Genomic DNA, 21,196 nt, shown 5'->3' with positions numbered 1-21,196 from the left:
TGTTGGCGACTGGATATCGGAGGGAGTCCACTCTGCGCTTCTATGAAGGTGCAGGGTTCCAGCAAGGCGGAAAACTTACTTCGAAATTCGCCGCTTGGAGGACGCTTTGGGTCGATTTTCCACCTTCCCTGACGGCCCGGAGGGGTGGGAATCGGCCGCTCGCGTCGTCCCGGCTGCCTAGCGTGGCGGATGAATTAACAGCCAGCGATTTGGCTCTTGCTCGACGAACTCTTTCTGGACGTGCCTGAGCACGTTCCGCTGCCCGGCAAACGGAACCATGTTGACCGCTTGATCGAAGGGGACCCACTGAAACTCGCTGTGTTCGGCATTCAGTCGCACCGTCTCTGTCGACCCCGCGAAACCCACGAAAACCGGCAGGAGGCTAATGGCGTCGCGGTCCGCTTCATAGAATTGCTCGCATATGTCGGCCGAATAGAGCCTCTGCAGCGTCAAGCCCGTTTCCTCCTTAGTCTCTCGCCAGGTCTTCCTTACGATCCGGTCATGGGTCTCGACCACGGCATCGGCGACCGCCGCCTCCCATTCCACGGCGCAAACGGCAAGGATCGCCCAGCGTCGATCCGAGCTGATATCGCGCAAGCCATCTGTGAACATAGCGCTCACCCTGCCGACGCAGGCGAGCGATGCGGTGTTGCGGATGCCGGCGAGCACTTGCGGATCAAGACCCACCGCGCAGGAACTCCAGTCGGTCAAGCAGCCGGTTTGCCGCCGCGGAATTGTTGCCGAGCTCGAACTTGCGAAGCAAGATGAAGCGGCTTATGTTACCGGCCAACATTTCGGTCAGAAGCCCATCCAACCGCTCGCGCGCACCAGCGTCGGCCGGCGCAGCCGATGAGGGCGAGATGAGCGATCCCGCAATCCTGGCATTTCCTCGGCGCGATACCGGTCGAGCCATTTGCGAACCGTCCGCGGGCAGACGCCTGCGGCTTTGGCGACGGCCTCAGGCGTCTGTCCGCTCTCGACCTGCATTACAATTCGCTCTCGACCGAGCGGCGTCAGACGGGTACTCTTATGGATGTTCATCCGGTCCCACTGGAATCACTGAAGCTTCGACAACCTCAGCTTTCCCGGTTCGGACCGGATGGATAACCTTCTGAAAGCTCACAACTAGCTACCAATGCGATCAGCTTTCGGGCTATCGGGGGCATCCAGGGAGGATGGGTATGTTCTTGGCTAACGGGCTCAAGCTGCGGGACCGCGGGTGCACCCTGGCACTGATTTTGGCGATCATATGTGTATGTGCGCCTGCACTGGCGGCAAACGCGTCGGATCAGGCGTGCCGGTCCATCGCCAAGCTCACAATTCCAAGCGTGATCTTTACCGAGGCTAGCCTTCAAAAGCCGCAGGAGATCCCCGCAGATCCCTTCACTGCATTCACCGGCGCCTCGCCTCAGGCGGTAAAAGTGGGCGGGCACTGCCTTGTCCGAGGTGTTATCGGGAAACGCCAGGGGGTCGATGGTCAATCATATGGCACCCGGTTTGAGGTGCGTCTTCCGACGACCTGGAACGACATGTTCCTTTTCCAGGGCGGCGGCGCAGTTGATGGCTTCCTGGCGCCGGCCGTCGGGACCATTCCTTGCCGGAACTCGACCGCGGCTCCCGGGCTCTTGCGCGGCTACGCTGTTGTAAGCATGGATGGCGGGCACCCAAGCCCCGATCCGGCTTTCGGGGTCGATCAAGCCGCACGCATTGATTTTGCGTACGCCTCCATTGGCAAAGTCACTTCGGTCTCGAAGCAGGTGGTGGCCAAGTTCTATGGGGCGGCTCCGAAAAAGTCGGTGTTCATGGGATGCTCGAATGGCGGTCGTGAGGCGTTGATAGCGGCTCAGCGATATCCGCTCGAGTTCGACGGGATTGTTGCAGGTAGCCCGGGTTTTCGTCTCAGTGCCGCCAACATTGCCCAAGCCTGGGATACTCGCGAGTACATGAGCATCGCTCCCAAGGATGAGGCCGGCCATCCCATTCTATCCCGCGCCTTCTCCCAGCAGGATCTGAACCTCGTCGCCAACGCGGTTCTCGCTGCCTGTGATGCCCGCGATGGCATTGAGGATGGCGTCATCAACGCCTGGCAGCAGTGCCGGTTCGACCCAAAGGTCCTGTCCTGCCAAGGCGATAAGACGGACAGCTGCCTCACGGCTGGTCAAGTGCAGGCCATGAGCCGCGCGTTCGCGGGTCCGGAAAGCTCCGATGGCGAAAAGCTTTACAGCGATTGGCCATATGATACGGGCGTTGCGGGCGCGGACTGGAGAATGTGGAAGCTGGGCAAATCCCCCACTTCCCAGTCGGATGCAAACAACATCGTTCTGGGAGCCCGCTCGCTTCAATACTACTTCATGACGCCCCCGGCGCCGAATTTTGACCCCCTGAAGTTCGACTTCGACAAGGATCCGGCACGCGTTGCGGATACGGCCAAGCTCAATGATGCGACCGGCACGTATCTCGCCAGCTTCGCTGCCCACGGTGGAAAGCTGCTCTTGTTTCAGGGACTTTCCGATCCGGTCTTCTCGGCCAACGATCTGGTGCGCTGGTACAAGCAAGTCGTCGAGGTCACAGGCGGCGGCGATTTGGAAGCGACTCGCCGTTTCGTGCGCATGTTCATAATCCCGGGGATGACCCACTGCGGCGATGGCCAAGCCTTCGACGACTTTGATCCTTTGGCCGCCATCGAGGGCTGGATAAACCAAGACAAGGCTCCGGACTCTCTCGCGGCTGGCAGCAAGGCATTCCCTGGCAAGCACCAGCCGATCTGCGCTTATCCCACTCAAGCTGCCTATGACGGTAAGGGAAATCCCGATGAGATCGCGAGCTATTCGTGTCGGGGATAAGAGACCTCGTCATTTGTTCGCTTCAATCTGCGCGCATTCCCGGAACAGGTCTCCCGGACCAAGGATCGGTTGGAAAAGCTAAACCCGGAATTTGTGGGCCGTGCCATAACGCAGTTGATGATCATGCCTGACTACGAAGCGTCGGCCGCCGATAGTCTGGATACAGCGCTCGCTGTGCTCGATGAGGTATTGTTATCGCCTGAGATCTGACCGCCTCATCCCAGCGGACAAAACGGGGCAGGGGAGGGGGCTTTTCAGAGCCCGGACGCCTTGGTGAGATTGACGCGGAAACGATCGCGCCGGCGCTGATACTTTCGAGTCATCTCGGCCGAGGCGTGACCGAGCTGCTGTTGCACATAGCGTTCGTCGACCTCGGCCGACGAGGCGAGGCCGGCCCGCAGGGAGTGGCCGGCGAATTTCTTGGCCCGTTCGCCCTCCGACAGATCGCCGCGCACGCCGGCGGCCAGGGCCGCGCGCTTGACCAGGCGTGCGACCTCCTGGTCGTTCAAGCGATCGGCACCGACGGCTCTGCCTTGACCAGCAACGCGCCGGAACAGAGGTCCGTGCGCAATGTGCGCCAGTCTTAGCCAGGTCTGCAGAGCGGCCACCGGGCAGGTGGCGTCGGAGGAGCCGCGGCCGACCTCGACCTCGCGCCAGCCGGTTTTGCCGCGCAGGGTCACCAGCACGCCCTTGTCAGGAAAAAACTCAATCCAGCCCGAAGAATCCTCGGTCTGGTCGCGACCAATGTCGAGCCCGACGATTTCGGATCGGCGAAGGCCGCCGGCAAAACCCAGAAGCAGCATGGCGCGGTCGCGCAGACCACGCAGCGTGCCGCGGTCGAGGGTCTCGAGCATGGCGATCAGATCCTCGGGCAGGATCGCTTCCTTCTGCCGGGGAGGGGAGGCGTGGGTGTTGCGAACGCCAGCCATCACCGTGGCGATATGCCGGTCCTTGCGGTCCAGCGGCTGGCCGCGCTGGGCAAAATTCCAGGAGAGCGACGAAAGCCGGCGCTCGATAGTTGAAACGGTGTTGGGCTTTTTGTCGCCAGTGGCCGTACCTGACGCGCAGGCGGTGATGTAGAGCCCGACGGTCTGCGGATCAGGTGGGAGCACTTCCAGACCCTGCCGGCGCGCCCAGGCGCAAAAGTGCTTCCAGTCGGCTGCGTAGGCGCGGCGCGTGTTGGCCGAACTCGCCGCCTCGATATAATCGCGCGCGCGGCCGGCGAGCGCCTCAAGATGCGCAGGCAGGCTGGGATTGGCAATGGCTGGAAGGGGAGGGGACGAGGCTAGGTCGGCATCGCCCATCTGCATGACGATATCGACGATGTCGGGCATGTCGTCATCGCCGGAAGCAGCCGATGATCGTTGCGCGTCGCCAGCCATGCTCATGCCGCTTCGATATCCGTTTGGGAGAAGTCTTTGCCGACGAAAAGCAGCGGTTCATCCGCACGCTTTGCCAAAGCATAGGACAGGCAATCGGCAAAATTCAGCGCCGCCGGATGGTGGCCCTGGCCGTAGGCCAGCCAACCCTGGGTCGCAAGATCAACCAATTCGGAGTCGACAGGAATGATGTCGGCCTCGATTTTGCGCAGCCAAAGATCGATCTCGGCCAATACGTGTTCGCCGCGCCTGCTGACCAGCACCATGCGTGCCTCGAGCACGCAGGTTGCCGGGACCAGACGGATTGGGTCCAAGACCAGCGCTCGTTCCAGCCTTGCTGCCTCAGGCTCGCTCCGAAGGATCGCTACAACGGCTGAGGTATCGATCACCATCAATTAGGGATTCCATGCTCGTCATACCCGATGATCTCCTCGTCGCTGCGACTATCCAGTTCAGGCAATCGTGCAACTCTTTCTCGGATGGCGCGCAATTCTGCCAGCAGACGCTCCTGAGCGGTCTCTCCAAAGCCCAAGCGATGCAAGCGCTCGCTAAGGGCCTGATGAATGGCTGCTGTCTTACTGATACCCTGGCGGCGTGCGAGTTCATCGGCGAGAGCAACGGTGGCCGGATTTTTGATGTTCAGGGACACGAAAGACTCCAAAATTCTACCTTTCTGGCGTATTCTACCATGGTCCCCTAGCCCTCGTATACAACGAATGATAATGCAACATTATCATTCGTTTTACAGTTTCGACAGGCGCAGCGCTTTTTGTCCATTTTTGTTGCTAAAAGCGCCGCCGTGATTCATCTTGTTTTCGATGATTCTGCGGCCCAAACCCTCTCCGCACCACTACGCCACGCTTGCCGGTGCCCCTTCGACCGTGCCGATGGCAACAGTGCCGGCCTGGCTGCGCCGAGCCGTCGCGGATGCGCAAGGCCTTGCGGGAAAAGAATTCGAGGACATTGCCATCACTGTCGGCGCTGCCATCGGCGCGCTCGATGCGGTGGTCCGCCGGCAGGAGCGGTGGGCCGGCGCCTGGCGGTAGCGGCTGGCGCTTTCAGCGGCCGCGGCAACAGCAAAACAGGCCGGCCGCGTCGAGGATGAAAGCGCGCTGCGCGACGCCGTGCTGCTCACACGACCGGGCGATTTTTTGTCCGTCGGTCCCGCCGGATCGATGCTGCTGGCTTGGCGCCGGCTGGCCGGCACGCCTGCCGAGAAACTGCTGACCGAGGCGAGCATCGGCGCGGTGCTGGATGACCTCGGTCTCCGCCGCGACGACAACGCAGTCAGCGACCTGGCGGACGAGCTTCGACAGCTTTCCGCAGGTATCGGAATGGTCGGCATGCTGACCGGCGCGTTCACGGCCGCCGAAAAATATGGCTTCGCACGAGCCTTCGGATGCTGGCTCGCCGACGCCCTGCTGGCGCAGCGGCTGGGCTGGGCACACGCGGTGCCGCTGCTGGGCGCTGAAGCGGCCCTGGGCGCAAGCGCGCGCCCGCGCCGATCGGCAGCCGGCTCTGTGGCGACAGGAATTGAGACAAATCCTGAACGTGCCAAAAGTCTGCTGGCCGCCCAGGCGCGCGCTGCGCTGCGCGCCATCGATCTTTTCGCCGAGCTCGAGCGCCGAGCGGGCCGGCTGCTTGCCGTCGCCCCAAAACTCAGGGCCAAGGCGGCGGACCGTGGTGGAGCAACTCTTGTCTGACGATGCGACCGTGGCATCACAACAGATCGCCGGCATGAGCGACCGCGGCCTTCGTCGCCTGTTCGACCGGCTGGTCGAACTCGGCGCCGTGCGCGAGCTGTCCGGCCGCCCGGCCTTCCGCATCTACGGGATCTGACGATCATGGCGGAGGCAGTGCGCAGGCGAGGAGGGAGCCGGTCAGATGAGCGTCGATCAGGCGAACGGCGATCAGCTGACCAGCTGTTTGACCGGGAGCTGGATCACCTGCCGCCGGAGGCGCGCTGGCGCGAATGGATGCATCGCGTCGAGGCAACGATTTTTGCGGCGAGCGAGCCGGTCAACCGCGAAACGCTCGCCCGCATCGTCGGCAAAAGCTGCAGCATTGATCTCCTCATCGACGACATCCGCGAAGAACTGCGCGGTCGACCCTATGACCTCGTCGCCGTCGCCGGTGGATGGAAGCACCTGACCCGGCCTGCCTATGCAGACGCCATCCGCAGTGCAGTCGGCGGTAGCGAGCGCGCGGCAGACCTCACGCAGTCAGAGGTGCTGGTGCTGATGTGCATCGGCTACTTCCAGCCGATCACCCGAGCCGAGTTGTCGTCTTTCTTCGGCAAGGAGATCAGTCGCGATTTTATTGGTCATCTGCGCGGTGCCGGCCTGATCGCTTCCGGTCCGCGTAGCCCGACGCCGGGAGCGCCCTACACTTATGTCACGACCAAAGAATTCCTGCTGGAGTTCGGGCTCGACACGTTGCGCGATTTGCCGGATTTCGAGGCGCTCGAGGATGCCGGGCTGCTGTCGAAGGAGAAGCTGCTGGCGGGGGAGATCATGCCGGACTTTGCGGGCGTCCGAGAGGGTGTCGGAGGCGAACTCGACGAATAGCCGCGGCTTATTGTTTGTGAGGCTTGTCCGAAATTCGTAGCATATTTCTGATGTCTCAACCGTGATCTCGTCCGAAATAGGACTAGATTGTTCGGACAAAGTCCCCAGCGTTAACCCGCCAATCGCCGCCCGAAGCTCGAGTTGTCGCGGAGCCTCAACAGGTTTCCTAGGTTAGGTCGACGCGACTGATAGGTGGTTTGGAGCGTCGGCGCATGTCCCAATCACAGAGGCGTGGGGCACGTTGGACAGGTTGACCTGGCTTCGCTCAAGGTGCTCACTCCAACGACGGGGAGGGGACACGGCATTTGACCGGCCTGCGATCACTGATGCGCATGATCGCGTTTACAGGGACAGCAGGCTCAGCCGCGTTGGCCGGAACGGAAGAGCTCTCGCTCGCTATGCCGGGACAAGCTTCTTGACCTCGATCTCAGCCGAATTCGGCATGTCATCGGCTTCGTACTTGCGGACCCTGGCGATGATGTCCTTGGCGCGCGTGATCTTGTCGTTGCGCCATTGGGCCACTTCGTTCGCCGACAGGTTCTCGAACACTTTGAAGAAGTAGTCCTTCTGGGTGTAGCAGCCATAAAAGCCCAGGCCGACGATCCATTTTTCGAGGCCGTACGAATCGTAGACATAGCCGGCTTCTGCGTTCCAGAATTTGACGAGGCGGACGGTTGGCTTGATCAAATAGGAATTGTTGCCGTTGACAGTCTCGAGCGTGCTGTTGAAATCGTTCGGGTTCGTGCTTTGCCACTCATCGGGACCCTTGGGGATCTGATACGTCGTGCCCCACGAGAACAAGGCGGGCACTAGGTCGAACTTGATATGGTTGAGCTCCAGCACCACCGTGGGGCTCGATTGGTAGAGTTCGGAGTTGGCGTATTTCTGCTCGGCGAACTTACGCAGTCGGGTGAGGTAGGTCTGTGGGTTCAGTCCGCCTTTTTCAAAAACGATCATGTAGTCAACGTCCGAGTGCGCATCCATCTTGCGGGGAAGGATCGTGCCACGGGTGTGCGAGCCGAACCGGAAATGCGACGTTAGGCCATCACCGGCGACCGTGAAATAACTGGCCAGCCGGGAGCTCAAGGTCGTGACCGAGGTCGCGATCGAGGCCTTCTCGTCGGCCGAGAGCACCGCGTCGCTTGCACGGGATACGAGGTAGCTATTGACAGTCATTGGTGGGAACCTTTGTCGACCGCGTGCTTGGCTTCGCCGGCGTTAATGCCGTCGCGGGCCTTCTTAAAATCGCGGTCTGAAAAAGCAGGGCTTGCCTGGTTCAGTTCATCGCGCCGCGTGGTGAAGCCTTTCAGGGCGGTCAGCACGGTTTCGGCATCGGGCGTGTTGTCGAGTTCGACCTCGCGGAAAACGCGGGAATTGTTGCGTAGCGCCAGGTACTGGTCGCCCGAACTCTTATGGTCAGCCGACTTCTCACCGGGTTTCAGGAACGTCATCAGCGACGTGAGGACGGCAACGCAAAGCGCCATGGAACCCGCGACGACAGGATAGTCCTTGAAAAAAGCAGCGCCCGCTGCGGTGCTGAGGATCACCGAGGGAATGCCGAAGACATAGTTCCACACCGCCCAGCGCGCTGAAGCGTTGAAGTGCGCTTTGCCGGAATGAATACAATCTTCTTCCATGCGGAGAAGTTCGTCTGTCACGCGTTCCCGCGTCACGTCGGACATGATGTCTCCTTTGCAGAGAGAACTAGCACGCCTCGCATGGTCAAGCTGCGGAATTTCAATCTATCCCCTTCTTTCAGCGGGTTAATCTGGGACGGTCTGTCGAAGCAACAGCTGCGGCTTGGTTAGGGAATACTGCTGCCGGAGGCGCTTGACGCGCCGCAGTGCCGACGTCTCTTTCCTGCGCTACTAGCTCCCGTCGGACACGGGGCTCGATGCGGCTGAGGCCATTTTCGCTTCTAGCCGAGAGGCCTTTTCCGGGGTGTCAATGTACTGAGAAAGAGCAGGTTTCGGCCCGAAGATATGCCGCCAGACGATCTGGATTTCATTGTTGTGTCGGCGGACCTCGGTGCTGATCGTCGGTACGAGATGCGCATGGGCACAAATCAGCGCATCGCTTGACCGGTCCTGGCCGACGGTCATCCTGTACGCGAATTGAGCGATTGTTCGATTGAACCGGCGAATTTTGTGCTTATCCGTGACGTCGCGGTGCCGTGACAGGACGCCAAACGGCTGACGCTTGCTTGAACCGAGCACCAGCATGCGGGCGGTCAGGGGAAAGATCAGCTCGATGTCACCGGAGTGATCGTAGGGGGTGCGTGCGAGCAGCGGTTTGCGCGGGTCATAGGTGCACACCGGATTGTCGGAGGTGAGGAATGGGATGTCGGTCTTGTTGTGAAGAACCTCGAATCCAAGCCGAAAGCAGAGATCGCCGAACGTCTGGAATTCGTCCTCCATCGCGAGCAGAGTTTCTTGCGGATTGATGCCGACCGGGACTGTGTCGAACTGACCGGCGTAGCGTTCCAAGTCTGGGGGCAGTTTACCGATTTCCTCGAGCACCTTGCATTCGCTTCGCAGCTTAGCCTCCAGCATAAGCGCAATGCGATCACGGGTCGCCGGAACGCGCGTGCACATGATCGTTTGCATGCCTTGGACATTGAAGGATAAAGCCGGTGAAAGACGACGTGCTTGAAGCGCACGGACGGTCTCCGGCCAAACGGTCTCGATCGGATTCCAGAGGTCTTCGAATCTGTGGTTTTCTTGACCGCCACCGGGGAGTTTCTGAGAGTAATAGTAGTTCTCGTACCCAGTTGCCCTCGGCTGCTTCGGCAGCGGTGCCTCTGGCGCCTCGGCCCGATAGACTTGGACGCGGCCGCGGTCATCGGCGAAGCCTTCCATATAGGTGACCGAGATGAAGTGGTGTTTTCGGTTTGTCCGTCCCGCCCCGCTGCGGACCGGATTGAAGATGCTAAATGGCCTCACATCGCCGTCGATGGGGACGTCTCCCCATTTGCCAAAATAGAAGGGTGACTGCTCCATGGTCCTGTGGTCGGTCTCCCCGGTCACTGCACCTTGTCGGGCATGACCCTGCGGATTGGCATCCTCAGCTTCGGCTCTTCACGAAGCGCCGCGTGGCGTCCGTTTTCACCACCCGGATCGAATTGTACTGGCTGGCGAGTACCTTGTAGTCGACGATCAGCTTGCGGGTCATCAGATAGGCCAGAGCGGGGTTTATGCGCCTCGGCTCCCAGCCGTACCGCTCGGCGACCTGGCCTGTATCGTGGGGCATCAACGGGTCGTTGATCAGGTCGGCAGCGATACGCAGCGCGTCATCTTCGGGCGACCAATCCATGAAATATTTGTCGAATGTGGCAAACAGGTCCTCCTTGGGCAAGACGCGGCCGAAGCTGACGGAAACCAGATCGCGCAGCTCGTGCAGAGCGTCCTCGATGTCCTCCTCTGACGCTTCAATGGTGGCCGCCAGCTCATCTACCCCTTTCTGAGGGTGCGAGAACATTGCATCCGACGTCTCCTCAACAAAGATCTTGGCAATTGCCGTTGCGACCTTGGAGTAACCCGTCGCCGGCTGCACAGCCGCAATGGGCGCTGGGCCGAGCTGCGGCTTGCGTGTCACGCCATGGATGTCGTTCACCAGATTGCGCACGCCTTCGTCTAGGCGCGCGGCATCAAGTTCTGGCGAGAGCATGCCCGACAGAAGCGGCGGCAATTCCCGTGCCGCGACACCGTAGCGAAGGGCTATGAAGCGCGCCTGCCCAGAGATGCGGCGGACCAGGCCGGCATCCATCTCCTGCTGGACCCACGGCTTCTGCATGGCGCTCGGAGTCAGCAGCACGATGAAATGCGTGCAGTTGCCCAGTCCCTCGTCGATTTTGCGGCGCAAGGAATCTCCGGAACGGATCTCCCATTCCGCCCACCAGGTATCGATTCCATCCGCCATCAGGGCGCGCGCGACCGTCTCTGCTAGCTCGCGATCGTCGAACGAGTAGCTGAGAAAGGCTTTCGGGGAGCCCTGTTGCAGGGGCAGGAACACAGTCGACGCCTGCTCATTGTCGCTCATCTTGTCCTTCACCAGCGCGAGAAGCTGCGGCGAGCCCTCAATACTGAGCCGCAAATCGTCAAGGGCTTCTCCAAGGACCAGGACAGTGGGAAATTCGCCTGTATCAGGATGGCGAATGGCACTGAACCTCTCCCACAGCTGTTCCTTGATGCTCTCGACAGCCGCAGCTTCAAAATCCTTTGCAAAATCCCCCGAATCAAACGGCCGGCCATTGTATCGCATGCCCATATTGAGTCCTCGTGTTGGTCCCTTGATATGAACATACGCAGAACAAATATCAAAGGGAGGCCATTGAAAAACCACGGTAGATTACGGGTCCGGTACCGGAAATCTTTCGAGTTTCCGGAGCTGAGGGATCCATATTGAGGACAATGGCGTGACGGCAGGACTTGAACCTGCGACCTCCTCGCCCCTAGATAGCGGTGTCACGCACCACCCAGGTCGAAAGCGAGGCGCTCTATCCTCTGAGCTACGCCACGATCTGCCTATGCATCGTTGTCCACGACCAGCTGCGGCTTCTTACGCTTCAACCGGTTCGATCTCTCCTCGGCCGCCTTCTTGATCTCGGCGGCCTTTTCCAAGGCAAACGGCCTGGCGGCCTCGATCAGGCCATCGAAATGATAGCGGTTCGTCATGCTGCCATTGGGCGTGTTGCGCCGTTCCTCCCGGCCAAGAAGTTTAAGGGCCTCGAGGGCGGCAATGCGTTTCTGAATGGTGCGGGGCGTCACCCCGATTGCCTTGGCGATCGTCTCGACCGAGGGGTGGGGCAGGTTGTCGGGCAGCCACCAGTACTGGACCAGGTGGATGATGATGTTCATGTCGAGCGCATCGAGGCCGAGAGCCTGCTGCTTCTCGATGATGATGTTGGGGAAAGCGCTCCAGCCCGTGGCCATGAGTGCCTTGGTCCACTTCTTCTCGTTGGTGCGTAGCTTGTCGACGTCTGCTTTGGCGGTTTCTGGCTGGGCCATATGAGGCTCCCTGTGGTGAACTGCATCCAGATATGGTGGTTTCCCGTGATGACGCAAGGGCATTGGGGACGGTTCTGCATTCAGGGGGAGGGTGTTTCAAGGTTCGTCCGGCCTATGTCCCTGGATTCAGGGGCCGGGGAACCGCGCTGCGCCCGAAGAAGAGGACTTGATAATATGAAGTGTTGATCAGACGAACCGTGCTATATGCAAGCGATAAGATAGGGACCCCCCGACCAGAGGTTCACCCGGGGTGTTGACAAAGAGAGCGTCAATACCCATACTTTGGACGTGAGCATCGCTCCGGGGTTGGCGCCAGGCGCCAGCCGAACTTTTCAAAACGAAGGCCCGGCTAGTCCGGGTCTTTGTTTTTTATCCATTCAAAGCAGCTGTATTTGATGCCGCAGGATGCCAGGTCCTCGGGCGGCAGGTGCGCGTCGATCAAACGCTTGTGGTCCATCAGGGCCCTGTAGGGCCGGTAGGACGGGTCATAGCCGCCCTTGGCCATCGGATAGAGGTAGAGATCGGCGATTTGCAGCATCGGTGTGGATTTGGTTCTGCCGCGGGGCTCCCCGCGCACGATGTCCCTAAACTCCTCGGCAGTTAACGACCCGTAGCTGGCGGAGTTGGCGCCGTCGAACGGCATCCCTTGCGTCTTCAGGATCCGCGTGTAGGCCACCAGGTCGCGGTCCTCGGCTTTGCCGGCGCGCTCGAAGAACACGCGCAGCTTGCGGTCCTGGCTGCGGGCATATTTGGCGGCGCGCTCGATCAGGATGCAGTAGGCGGTCTTGCACATGAACCAGAGCTGGTCCCGGTACCGGTCGCGGTAGCGGGCAACATAGCCCGGTCGGTCGATGACTGCGGCGATGCCGATCACGGGCAGCGCAAGCAGCATTCCCTGCAAATCTCCCAGGAATTCAAAAGCGGACTCCGGCTTCTTCAGCCAGCCGAAGTCGCCACGACCGCCCCGGATCGCCCAGGAGTGAAGCGGATAGGTGATTCCGTGCTTCTGGCAGAAGGCCTTGTGGCGGGCATAGAGCTCATCGACGTCTTCCTCGTTGATGAGGATGCCGCCGAGGGCGAAATAATCCATCTCGTCCCGCCGCTTCTCCTTTGGTTGTCGGTCTGGCTCGCGGCTGCCGCTATCATCGAGGTAAAGGTGGATTTCACGGTCCGTCACGGGCAGGCTTTCATTGTCCGCACAGCTTGGCGCAAAAACCGCAGGCTGCATAGCAATCTGATGACCCGGCCGGGCGAGGGGTTGAGCGCGGCGGCTTCTTGGCATTGCGTTCCGCTTTTCACGGATCATCCGTCACAAGGAGCAGCTTGCCCTCGTTCTCAAATCCGATATCCAGTTTAGATTAGCCTTCTCAATCGGGGATGGACGCGGATGCTTCTATGGCCAAGACCTCCAAGCCCGCGATCTCCTGCATCACCTTGCCGGCGATGCCCTGCAGATCGCCGTACATTCCGACGGTCGACTCGATGACACCCTGGATCTGAGCCTCCCGCTTTGCCCACAGGCGGATTGTGGCTTTCCTTTCCTTGGCAAGGTCGTCCTGCATATCGGAGAATTTCTCGACGATCGCCTCGACCCGGTGGCGAAACCTGGGGCCAGTCAGATAGCCGTAGACCTGCTCCATCTTGGTGGCCTGGCCGTCCTGGGCGAGGCGGGAGTTGGCGAGCTCGATGAGGGACTGCCGGAGCATGATCGCGATCGGAATCGCGCATTTGGGATGGGCGATGTAGACGCCATCCACCAGATCGAACGTTTCGACCCCCGCAGGCAGCGCCTCGGAGATCATCAACGCGATGTCTGCCTTGGCGGCGCGCTGGTCTGTCCGCAGCTTGCCCAGCCAGCCTTGGCTCCAGTTCTTGGTGCGTTTTGATTCCCACAGGATCGCGCCGCACGGCTGGCCGGCCGGTCCCACCACGCGTTGCAGCACGTCACCACCGAACTCACCCTTGGCGACCGGTTCGATGATGTCCATCGGGAACCGGCTGGCGATCAGCGACTCCAGCTCGAGCTCAAGGACCTCGCCCTGAAGCTGCTGAGATCCTTGCTCGGCGCGGCGCTTCAGCTCCTCGATCTGGCGCTGCATGCCGGCAATCTGTTCCTCTTTCTCGGCCACCTTCATCTTGAGGCCGTCTTCGGCTTCGGTCCTGGCCTTGACGCGGACGGCGTCCAACCCTTCCTGGATCCTCTTTTCGATGGTCAGCGCCATTTCGCGCTTTTCATCGTCGAGCGCCCGCTGCTGCTTCATAAATTCGGCCTGCTGCAACTGCGCCGCAGCGAGCTTTTCGTCCCGCGCCCTCAGCGTCGTTTCCATCTCGCCCAGCCTCCTGTCCTTGTCCTCAAGGTCGGTCGAGACGAGAAGTTTTGCCTTGCGGGCCTCTTCGGCGGCGATGGCGGCACGTTCGAGCTTGAGTTTTTCGGCGACCTGGCTGTCGATGTCATCCCGGGCGGCGTCGATAGCCGCCTGCTTGCGTTGAACCTCCTCCTCCCTGGCCGTCATGGCGGCGTTGCTCTGCGCCAGTCGCCGTTCATATTCCTCGCGCGTGGCCGCAATCAGCGGCGCCGCGAGCGACTCATTGAGCTTGATGTCGGTCTTGCAGCTCGGGCAGCTGATTGTCGGCTCACTGAGAGTCCTGGGCTGGACAGTCATCAGGCAGATCCTCGCAAGGGAACGTGGTGCAAAAGAACGCCTCAAAGTATACAGGATTGCAGAGCGGCCGAATAGAACAAAGAGTGAACTTGCCAGTTATCCCCCGGAGAGGGTACCTGCTTGGTCACCTCTTCGACCGAACCGTGGTGAGGGGAGCAAAAGTGCTGACCGCAGATGAAGGGCTATGAGTTTCTGGATCAATTGCTGTCCGAGGAGCGCACCGCTCTGAACAGCAGCCTCGATCGGTTTCTCGTGTTGAACCCGTCGCTGGCCGATCTTCAGATCAACGTTGTATTCGAGAAAGAGCCAAAGGGTGATGAAATCATCCGTGTGGGCCGCAAGGTATTGCCAGACATTGAGCGTTTCCAGGAGACCCTCAAATCATATCTTGCGCAACAGGAGATAGCGCTTCCGGTGCTGCAGATCGATGTCGGGACACCTTAAGATCAAGGCTCGGCCAAAGCGGAGGCCGTTGCGGCGAAGCCGGTAAGCGCGAACGGAACTTTCAAATCGATAGACTACTTGGCCTCGAGTTCTATGAAACGGAAGTTGCTTCGCAAGTGCCCCAACGCTAGTGTTCGCTTCAAAGTACGCGCGGGGGCGCAGTGGGGTTTAGATACAGAAAGTCATTGAGGCTTATTCCCGGCGTTCGCCTGAACGTCACCGGGAAGGGGCTCAGCAGTGCCTCCTTTGGCAAGCCCGGCTCCACATTGAACATGGGCCGTGGCGGCATTCAGAGCACTGTTGGTCTTCCCGGTTCGGGCATGTCCTATTCTTCCAAGCGCAGCGGCAAATCCGCTCTTTTTCTGGGTTTATTGATCGCAGCACTCGTGGCCCTGATCTACCACGCCGCCAGAGGGAGCCGTGCGGCGCAAGTCTCCTTGCTTGTTATCGGCGTCGTCGGTGTGGGGGCGGCCTTGATGGCCCAGAATTCCGACACAAAATCCAGCGCTATGCCAAACCCGACATTGGCACCCCGAACCGATCGCCAGGAACCAGGGCAGACCAAACCGCTGCCGCCGGCAAGCCGCGACATCAGCCCTTCGAATCTGCCGCCATTTGTGAAAGCAGCCAAAGCGCCGGTTCAGCAGGACGCACCTGTTGGCGATAGCTGGCCCACCTCCGCTGGTGATCAGAAAACGCCAAGCACGTTATCGGGAGCCGATCCGGGTTCCTCGGTAGCGGTCGAGCCGCCGCCAGGCGAGCACTTCCCAACGGCAGTCGTGACCAGGACGGCGAATATCCGTTCGGATCCTTCAATGGCCGGGGCCGTGGTGAGTCAGGTGCCGGCGGGCAGCACTCTGACAGTCGTCGAAATCAACGGTCGCTGGACGCGGATCAGCAAGGACGATGTCACTTTAGGGTGGATCAACCGGTCGCTACTCGCGGCGCAGCCTTCCTACCAGTAGCACACCGGGCTCCTGCCACCGGGCCTGCTGTAGGCGCTCCGGCCCCCGCATAAACGCCCATTGCGCATCAGGTCGTATGGGCAATCGCATCTGCCTACCACGGCGTCTCTGACAGGCTCGCCCGAGGCATGCTCGGAAACGCTGCCGTCATCTGATGCAGCTGCTGGAGCGACCGGTGTGTTCGAAGTCAGCTCGACCGGCTTCGCCTCGCTGAGATAGTCGCCATGGATCCATCCGATCTGTGCGGAGACCGTCACATTGTACCAGTCTCCCTGTTGACCGTTTGTCTGGACCAGGTCGCCCAGTGGAAGCGTGGTGATGATACGCGCCTCGGTGTCCGGCGCGACCCTGACACGGACGTTTTTGGTGGTGTACAGCCAGCGAACCAACGTGGCGGGGCTAGGCTTCTGGGCAGCCACCGCGTCGGGCTTTGCATAGGCAATCGAGCTGCTGCTCGGTTGTACCCGAGGCGCCGCGGTGGTGGTTGCCGCGGGGACCGCGGGCGGGGCGGGGGGTGGCGACCGGGCGTCGATGCTCGACATGGCCCACCCGATTGCGCAGAAAACCGCGATGCCCCAGCCGATCCGTTGTTGGCTGACCATTTCACCCTCCCTGCACAATACAAAACAGAGCAGTCCGCGAAAGTCGAATCGACTTTTGGGTGGCTAAATCTCAAGTCAATTGACAGCAGAAACCGAGCATCTGTAGATAGGGAGGGGATTGAAAATTGGGGCGGGCAAGCGCATCGACGCGCTTTGCAATTCCGGTTTCAATAATTTTTGGACGCTACCTGCCGAGTGCCGGGAGACCCGGGCTTGCGGGAAGCGATATTTCGGCGAAAAAGGCGAGTAAAATGTCCAACCAATTTGATCAGATACCGTTTGGGGCGGCAGAGTTCGCGGATAACCCCGAACCTCGGTGCCCGTGCCTCCTTCTGCTCGACACCTCCTATTCCATGAGCGGAGCGCCGATCGACGCGCTGAACCAAGGCCTTGTCGCTTTCAAGGACGAGCTCGCGGCCGACAGCCTGGCGATGAAACGTGTCGAGGTCGCCATCGTCACCTTCGGACCGGTCAACATCGTCGCGCCGTTTCAGACCGCTGACCTGTTTACGCCTAGTACGCTAGCGACCAGCGGCGACACCCCAATGGGTGCGGCGATCGAGCAGGGCCTCGAGATGTTGCGACGTCGCAAAGATGAGTACCGCGCGAACGGCATCTCCTATTACCGGCCCTGGGTGTTTCTGATGACGGACGGCGCGCCCACGGACAGCATCGTCGCTGCCGAAAACGCGGTCAAATCCGGCGAGGCGGCAAAGGCGTTTTCGTTCTTCGCCGTTGGCGTCGAGGGTGCCAACATGGACATCCTCGCCAAGCTCTCCACACGCCAGCCGCTGAAGCTAAGTGGCCTCAAATTCCGCGAGCTGTTCTCATGGCTGTCCGCATCGCTGTCGGGCGTCTCTCAGTCGCAGGTCGGACAGACCGTGGCCCTCCAGTCCCCCGCAGGCTGGGCTGAGGTGTGATGTCTTGGCGCATAGCGTCGGCTAGCGCCATCGGCACTTCGCATGTCACGGCCGGCAAGCCCTGTCAGGATAATTCGGTCCATGCCCTGATCGAGAGCAGGGAAGGTCCAATCCTCGCGGCCGCTGTCTGCGACGGCGCTGGCAGTGCGGCGCACTCGGAGGTTGGGTCTTGGCTAGCCGGGCAGAACCTGCTGGAGCTCATTTTCGTGCACTTCGCGGAGAACGGTGCGCTCGATCAGATCGACCGGCCAAAAGCGTTGGGCTGGGTGACCGAAATTGCCGAGCGCATCGCTGCTCATGCGCGCGCACTCGGGCACGAGGTGCGCGATTATGCATGCACGCTGCTTGTTGCCATCCTCGGCCCCACAAGCACGGTGTTCTTTCAGGTCGGTGACGGCGCAATGGTCGTTTCGCACGGCAGTGAAGACGGATGGTCCTACGTGTTCTGGCCGCAGCACGGCGAGTTTGCCAACACGACCAACTTCGCCACGTCATCAAATGTCGCGGATGTCCTCGAATTCGAGTTCGCGCCGCGGCGCATTGACGAAGTCGCGCTCTTCTCCGACGGTATCGAGAACCTCGTCCTGCACCAGGCTTCGCGCAGCGTCCATCAGCCCTTCTTCGATACGATGTTCCCGGCCGTGAGACGATCGGCGGTGGCGGGCGAGGACTCTACGCTGTCGGATGGGCTGAAGGCCTATCTGCTTTCGCCGCAGATCTGCGAGAGGACCGATGATGACAAGTCGCTGATCCTGGCCACGAGATCGCCAGCTGAACCGAGGGTGGCCGCAAAATGAATGCCAAGGTCCGCGAGGTGTTCACCCTGCGAGGGGAAGCCCTCAAACTTGGCGAGATCGTCGGCCAGGGCGGCGAGGGCGCCGTCTACGACTTGGCTGCACACAAGAACCATGTCGCCAAGATCTACCACCGGCCCCTCGAGCAGCAGAGGATCGACAAGATCCGTGCGATGGGCAAGATCAAGACCGGTTCACTCGAAAAGCTGACGGCCTGGCCGACGGGGCTGGTCTGCTCCAAGGATAGCAAGCCCATCGGGCTGATCATGCCGAAGATCAGCGGTCGCAAGAGCATCCATCAGCTCTACAGCCCCAAAAGCCGCAGAACCGACTTTCAGCGGGTTGATTGGCGATTTCTGACCCGTGTGGCGGCAAACACCGCGAGAGCATTTGCGGCCGTTCATGACAACGCCTGCGTCATCGGCGATGTGAACCACGGCGGTGTGCTGGTTGCGCAGGACGCTACCGTGCGCCTGATCGACTGCGACAGCTTCCAGGTCTCCTATCTGGGCCAGCAATATCTTTGCGAGGTGGGCATCGAGACCTTCACACCGCCGGAGCTGCAGAGCAGATCGTTTTCGGGCATCGTGAGGACGCCCAATCACGACAATTTCGGTTTGGCCGTGATGGTGTTCCTGTTGCTGTTCATGGGAAAACACCCCTTTGCCGGCCGCTACGCGGGAACCGGCGACATGCCGATCTCGAAGGCGATCGAGGAGTACCGCTTTCCCTACGGGGCGAACGCCCCCGCGGTCGGAATGGCGAGGCCTCCGAGTTCCCCCGAACTCGCCATCGTCGGCCCACGACTTGCAAAGATGTTTGAGGATGCCTTCTCGCAAAGGGGAACGTCGGCTGGCAGGCCCGTGGCCCGGGACTGGGTGGCTGCCTTGGCCGAACTTGAAGCTAACCTCAAGCAGTGCTCCGCCAATTCCAGCCACTGGTCACTTGGCTCATCGCCGTGCCCTTGGTGCAAAATGGAAGGCGCTACGGGCGTCCCGCTCTTCTCCACCGTTGTTCCCGCCGGCGGGGCGACGCTTTTCGATATCGCCGGATTCCAGCGGCAGGTGGACGCCATCCCACATCCCGGGCCGGTGCCGACCGTCCCCGAAACGAATGTGACACCAGATCCCAACGCCTTGAAGCTCAAGGGGCACGCGCGCCGCACCAACTTCCGGGCCGGAATAGCGGCCGCAGTGGTTGGCGTCGCTGGCTTGATGATGGCGCAGATCTGGGTGCTGGGCATCGCCTTGGGGGTCTTTCTGGGGTTGAGAGGTTTCTTGAACAGGGACAGTGAGGCTGCGGAATACCGGCGCGTCGCCGCCGAGGCCGCCACCCAGTGGAAAAACGCGCAAACCACGTGGATGCAGAGGGCCGGGCCGGACGCTTTCGACAGGCAAAAAACGGTGCTCGCCGGGCTCAGGCGCGAATGGGACATCTTGCCTTCCAAACGGGTAGCCAGGATCTCGGAGCTCGAGCGCAACCGCCGTCAGGCGCAACTGCACCGGTTCCTGGACAACTTTGAAATCTCATCGGCAAAGATCGAGAGCATCGGACCGGGCAAGAAACAGGTCCTGGAGTCGTATGGCATCGAAACAGCGCTCGATGTCGAGAGAAACAAGCTTTACAGCGTGCCTGGATTCGGACCCAAAACCGCGCAGAAGTTGTTGAATTGGCGAAAGTCCGTCGAAGCCCGCTTCGTCTTCGACCCCTCCCGAGCGATCGATCCACGCGATATCGCGCAGATCGACCAGGACATTCTCGGCGACCGCAAGCGGCTGCAGGGCGCCTTGGTTCTCGGTCTTGAGCAACTCAAGCAGACAAGAGCCCAGATTCTTGCCGCCCGTGAACACAGTCGCCCGGAAATGGAGCGATTGCGATTGGTATTGGATCAGTCGTCGGCAAACGTTGCCGCGATTTCAGGTTGAGACGGCTAACGATGGTTCGCCAATCAGGCTCGGTGAGTTGTGGCATACCTTCATCACCCTGGTTGCGCGTCACTGTGAATTACCGATTTCACCTTGTTGGAGGCCTCGACGGTTTTTGCCGGCCGGAGCGTTGACTTGAAGAGAGGTGAACGGCGGCTTTGCGCCCAATTGCAGCCGCTCCGGTGTCGTCGACCGGCTCCCAAAAGCGGACATCCGCCAGCCCTTGGCACGACGTCCAATTCGGACGGTAACGGACTTGGACGATACCTACTCTGAATTGGGCAAGATTGACCACGTCGCCCTTACTTGGCCCGCCAGCTTCTGGCCCTGGCGAGACCGGAGTAGGCACTGCCTGAACTTGAGAGGGAGCTGGAAGCCAACGGGATTCTCAAAGTGAAACAGCGAACGAGCGCGATTCGCCGCCTGCTAATGCTGCATTTACTGGCTAGCGAGACCTGGACGAAATTTGGATACCGCCCACGGCGAGGAAGCGTTCGCCGGGAAATCCGATCGACCGCATGTATTCTCCACCCGCAATACCCAGCATGGTTGCAGAAAGGCCGAGCCATTCGGCCACGAGACCTATTGTGGCCGCCAGGGCTCCGGAATCGCGCCACACCAAGCTCTCCGGATTGTTGTACGCCGCTGAGACCTTGTCCATGTCGGCCACGAACCGAAGCGTGCAGCCTGCGGCCCCCGGAAGCAGCTGGACCACCTCCGCCCGATTTAATGCAGCCGAGCCAGCGCGGTGGTTGAGCTCAGCGAACCCATGCCTGGGCAAGTATAGCCTCGGCTGCCCATCGTTTGCGCACATCTGGCAGACTATATGGATGCAGTGAAGCCCGCCCGCCGCCGGCGCTGGCCGCCGCTCAATCTCGATCCCGGCGCGCCCGACGCCGCCGTTCGTGACCGTTCTGGCCGAATGCCAGAGCACCGCCTCGATATCCGACCAAGCAATATCACCCCCGACGCTTGATCGGCGGGCCTGCAGCGTTTCCTGGAAGGCGTGCTCATGCGTTGGCTGCGGCGGGTCCAGCACCGATAGGGTGCAGTCGGGCGGGAGCCACGCAACCCATTTCCCTGCTGGC

At 60.7% G+C, this 21,196-nt stretch carries 19 protein-coding genes, 1 tRNA gene and 4 pseudogenes; 8 read left to right on the top strand and 16 right to left on the bottom strand.

The features are described 5' to 3' along the window. Window positions 1–177 precede the first annotated feature (177 nt). From X773_RS77530 to X773_RS75030, 3 pseudogenes are all read right to left on the bottom strand, one after another. Window positions 178–477, bottom strand: a pseudogene (locus X773_RS77530) (NUDIX domain-containing protein); the annotation flags it as partial. After that, window positions 466–823: pseudogene (locus X773_RS78360) on the bottom strand (Tn3 family transposase); the annotation flags it as partial. The pseudogenes X773_RS78360 and X773_RS77530, both read right to left, overlap by 12 nt. 8 nt (window positions 824–831) lie before the next feature. Beyond that, window positions 832–1,041 (bottom strand): annotated as a pseudogene (locus X773_RS75030) (leucine zipper domain-containing protein); the annotation flags it as partial. Between the two features lie 140 nt (window positions 1,042–1,181). On the opposite strand from X773_RS75030, the gene X773_RS65460 reads away from it, so the two are divergent. Beyond that, window positions 1,182–2,843, top strand: a complete 1,662-nt coding sequence (locus X773_RS65460; protein ID WP_156937414.1) for a tannase/feruloyl esterase family alpha/beta hydrolase — start codon at window positions 1,182–1,184, stop codon at window positions 2,841–2,843. Window positions 2,844–3,097: 254 nt separating this feature from the next. On the opposite strand, the gene X773_RS65455 is transcribed toward X773_RS65460, so the two are convergent. Genes X773_RS65455 through X773_RS75025 form a run of 3 tightly spaced genes read right to left on the bottom strand, consistent with a single transcriptional unit; the run spans window position 3,098 to window position 4,871 of the window. Next, complete coding sequence (locus tag X773_RS65455; protein ID WP_023679080.1) at window positions 3,098–4,231, bottom strand: site-specific integrase; 1,134 nt, start codon at window positions 4,229–4,231, stop codon at window positions 3,098–3,100. Continuing rightward, window positions 4,228–4,614 carry a type II toxin-antitoxin system VapC family toxin gene (locus X773_RS65450; protein ID WP_023679079.1) on the bottom strand — a complete coding sequence of 129 codons (387 nt, stop codon included), beginning with the start codon at window positions 4,612–4,614 and terminating at the stop codon, window positions 4,228–4,230. Before X773_RS65450 ends, X773_RS65455 begins: the two co-directional genes overlap by 4 nt. After that, window positions 4,614–4,871 (bottom strand): type II toxin-antitoxin system VapB family antitoxin, encoded by a 258-nt coding sequence (locus X773_RS75025; RefSeq protein ID WP_031195575.1) that lies wholly within the window; start codon window positions 4,869–4,871, stop codon window positions 4,614–4,616. The genes X773_RS65450 and X773_RS75025 overlap by 1 nt, the downstream gene beginning before the upstream one ends. A 238-nt stretch (window positions 4,872–5,109) precedes the next feature. Between X773_RS75025 and X773_RS65440 the strand changes: the two are divergent. Both X773_RS65440 and X773_RS65435 read left to right on the top strand, forming a co-directional pair. Further along, window positions 5,110–6,061, top strand: a pseudogene (locus X773_RS65440) (DUF1403 family protein). Between the two features lie 5 nt (window positions 6,062–6,066). Further along, on the top strand, window positions 6,067–6,789 hold the full coding sequence (locus X773_RS65435) for an SMC-Scp complex subunit ScpB (protein ID WP_023679077.1): 723 nt from the start codon (window positions 6,067–6,069) through the stop codon (window positions 6,787–6,789). Window positions 6,790–7,185: 396 nt separating this feature from the next. On the opposite strand, the gene X773_RS65430 is transcribed toward X773_RS65435, so the two are convergent. The 8 genes from X773_RS65430 to X773_RS0138845 all read right to left on the bottom strand — a co-directional run bounded on the left by X773_RS65430 (window position 7,186) and on the right by X773_RS0138845 (window position 14,458). Then, on the bottom strand, window positions 7,186–7,923 hold the full coding sequence (locus X773_RS65430; RefSeq protein WP_245274777.1) for a nucleotidyltransferase: 738 nt from the start codon (window positions 7,921–7,923) through the stop codon (window positions 7,186–7,188). A 38-nt stretch (window positions 7,924–7,961) separates the two neighbouring features. Next, window positions 7,962–8,471, bottom strand: a complete 510-nt coding sequence (locus X773_RS65425; RefSeq protein ID WP_023679075.1) for an SLATT domain-containing protein — start codon at window positions 8,469–8,471, stop codon at window positions 7,962–7,964. A gap of 186 nt (window positions 8,472–8,657) precedes the next feature. After that, a complete protein-coding gene (locus tag X773_RS65420) occupies window positions 8,658–9,788 on the bottom strand; it encodes a DUF4238 domain-containing protein (protein WP_023679074.1) in 1,131 nt (376 codons plus the stop codon). Window positions 9,789–9,852: 64 nt separating this feature from the next. Further along, a complete protein-coding gene (locus tag X773_RS65415) occupies window positions 9,853–11,130 on the bottom strand; it encodes a toll/interleukin-1 receptor domain-containing protein (RefSeq protein ID WP_245274776.1) in 1,278 nt (425 codons plus the stop codon). Window positions 11,131–11,201: 71 nt separating this feature from the next. Beyond that, a tRNA-OTHER gene (locus X773_RS65410) sits at window positions 11,202–11,306 on the bottom strand. A gap of 6 nt (window positions 11,307–11,312) precedes the next feature. Continuing rightward, window positions 11,313–11,795, bottom strand: coding sequence for a helix-turn-helix domain-containing protein (locus X773_RS65405; protein WP_023679072.1), 483 nt, complete (start codon window positions 11,793–11,795; stop codon window positions 11,313–11,315). A 349-nt stretch (window positions 11,796–12,144) separates the two neighbouring features. Then, entirely contained in the window at window positions 12,145–13,023 is an 879-nt protein-coding gene (locus X773_RS65400; RefSeq protein WP_023679071.1) for a DUF3800 domain-containing protein, read from the bottom strand. A gap of 139 nt (window positions 13,024–13,162) precedes the next feature. Beyond that, window positions 13,163–14,458, bottom strand: coding sequence for a DUF2130 domain-containing protein (locus X773_RS0138845; RefSeq protein ID WP_031212405.1), 1,296 nt, complete (start codon window positions 14,456–14,458; stop codon window positions 13,163–13,165). A gap of 174 nt (window positions 14,459–14,632) precedes the next feature. Between X773_RS0138845 and X773_RS65395 the strand changes: the two genes are divergently transcribed. Then, complete coding sequence (locus X773_RS65395; RefSeq protein ID WP_023679069.1) at window positions 14,633–14,902, top strand: hypothetical protein; 270 nt, start codon at window positions 14,633–14,635, stop codon at window positions 14,900–14,902. A 161-nt stretch (window positions 14,903–15,063) separates the two neighbouring features. Further along, entirely contained in the window at window positions 15,064–15,867 is an 804-nt protein-coding gene (locus X773_RS65390) for a DUF4236 domain-containing protein (protein ID WP_084641511.1), read from the top strand. On the opposite strand, the gene X773_RS76650 is transcribed toward X773_RS65390, so the two are convergent. Continuing rightward, window positions 15,858–16,469 (bottom strand): SH3 domain-containing protein, encoded by a 612-nt coding sequence (locus X773_RS76650; protein WP_156937413.1) that lies wholly within the window; start codon window positions 16,467–16,469, stop codon window positions 15,858–15,860. The two genes, X773_RS65390 and X773_RS76650, sit on opposite strands and share 10 nt — an antisense overlap. A 125-nt stretch (window positions 16,470–16,594) precedes the next feature. Here X773_RS76650 and X773_RS65385 point away from each other — a divergent pair, with 125 nt between their 5' ends. The 3 genes from X773_RS65385 to X773_RS65375 are packed head-to-tail and all read left to right on the top strand — an operon-like array spanning window position 16,595 to window position 20,108. Beyond that, window positions 16,595–17,389 carry a VWA domain-containing protein gene (locus X773_RS65385; RefSeq protein ID WP_245274775.1) on the top strand — a complete coding sequence of 265 codons (795 nt, stop codon included), beginning with the start codon at window positions 16,595–16,597 and terminating at the stop codon, window positions 17,387–17,389. After that, on the top strand, window positions 17,389–18,186 hold the full coding sequence (locus tag X773_RS65380) for a PP2C family serine/threonine-protein phosphatase (protein WP_023679065.1): 798 nt from the start codon (window positions 17,389–17,391) through the stop codon (window positions 18,184–18,186). The genes X773_RS65385 and X773_RS65380 overlap by 1 nt, the downstream gene beginning before the upstream one ends. Next, a complete protein-coding gene (locus X773_RS65375) occupies window positions 18,183–20,108 on the top strand; it encodes a hypothetical protein (protein WP_023679064.1) in 1,926 nt (641 codons plus the stop codon). The genes X773_RS65380 and X773_RS65375 overlap by 4 nt, the downstream gene beginning before the upstream one ends. 445 nt (window positions 20,109–20,553) lie before the next feature. Here X773_RS65375 and X773_RS65370 read toward each other — a convergent pair whose 3' ends face one another. Then, on the bottom strand, window positions 20,554–21,147 hold the full coding sequence (locus X773_RS65370) for a hypothetical protein (RefSeq protein ID WP_023679063.1): 594 nt from the start codon (window positions 21,145–21,147) through the stop codon (window positions 20,554–20,556). Window positions 21,148–21,196: the final 49 nt, after the last annotated feature.

The organism is Mesorhizobium sp. LSJC280B00, from assembly GCF_000502835.1.
In the GTDB taxonomy this organism is placed as follows: domain Bacteria; phylum Pseudomonadota; class Alphaproteobacteria; order Rhizobiales; family Rhizobiaceae; genus Mesorhizobium.
Note: the sequence above shows the minus strand (reverse complement) of the source record. Positions and strands in the feature narration are given on the sequence as shown.

Coding starts and splice junctions, on each gene's coding strand:
- X773_RS65375 (WP_023679064.1), top strand. CDS start 18,183: ATGAATGCCAAGGTCCGCGAGGTGTTCACCCTGCGAGGGGAAGCCCTC.
- X773_RS65425 (WP_023679075.1), bottom strand. CDS start 8,471: ATGTCCGACGTGACGCGGGAACGCGTGACAGACGAACTTCTCCGCATG.
- X773_RS65460 (WP_156937414.1), top strand. CDS start 1,182: ATGTTCTTGGCTAACGGGCTCAAGCTGCGGGACCGCGGGTGCACCCTG.
- X773_RS0138845 (WP_031212405.1), bottom strand. CDS start 14,458: ATGACTGTCCAGCCCAGGACTCTCAGTGAGCCGACAATCAGCTGCCCG.
- X773_RS65400 (WP_023679071.1), bottom strand. CDS start 13,023: ATGCAGCCTGCGGTTTTTGCGCCAAGCTGTGCGGACAATGAAAGCCTG.
- X773_RS65455 (WP_023679080.1), bottom strand. CDS start 4,231: ATGAGCATGGCTGGCGACGCGCAACGATCATCGGCTGCTTCCGGCGAT.
- X773_RS65380 (WP_023679065.1), top strand. CDS start 17,389: ATGTCTTGGCGCATAGCGTCGGCTAGCGCCATCGGCACTTCGCATGTC.
- X773_RS76650 (WP_156937413.1), bottom strand. CDS start 16,469: ATGGTCAGCCAACAACGGATCGGCTGGGGCATCGCGGTTTTCTGCGCA.
- X773_RS65420 (WP_023679074.1), bottom strand. CDS start 9,788: ATGGAGCAGTCACCCTTCTATTTTGGCAAATGGGGAGACGTCCCCATC.
- X773_RS65435 (WP_023679077.1), top strand. CDS start 6,067: ATGGCGGAGGCAGTGCGCAGGCGAGGAGGGAGCCGGTCAGATGAGCGT.
- X773_RS65450 (WP_023679079.1), bottom strand. CDS start 4,614: ATGGTGATCGATACCTCAGCCGTTGTAGCGATCCTTCGGAGCGAGCCT.
- X773_RS65395 (WP_023679069.1), top strand. CDS start 14,633: ATGAAGGGCTATGAGTTTCTGGATCAATTGCTGTCCGAGGAGCGCACC.
- X773_RS65405 (WP_023679072.1), bottom strand. CDS start 11,795: ATGGCCCAGCCAGAAACCGCCAAAGCAGACGTCGACAAGCTACGCACC.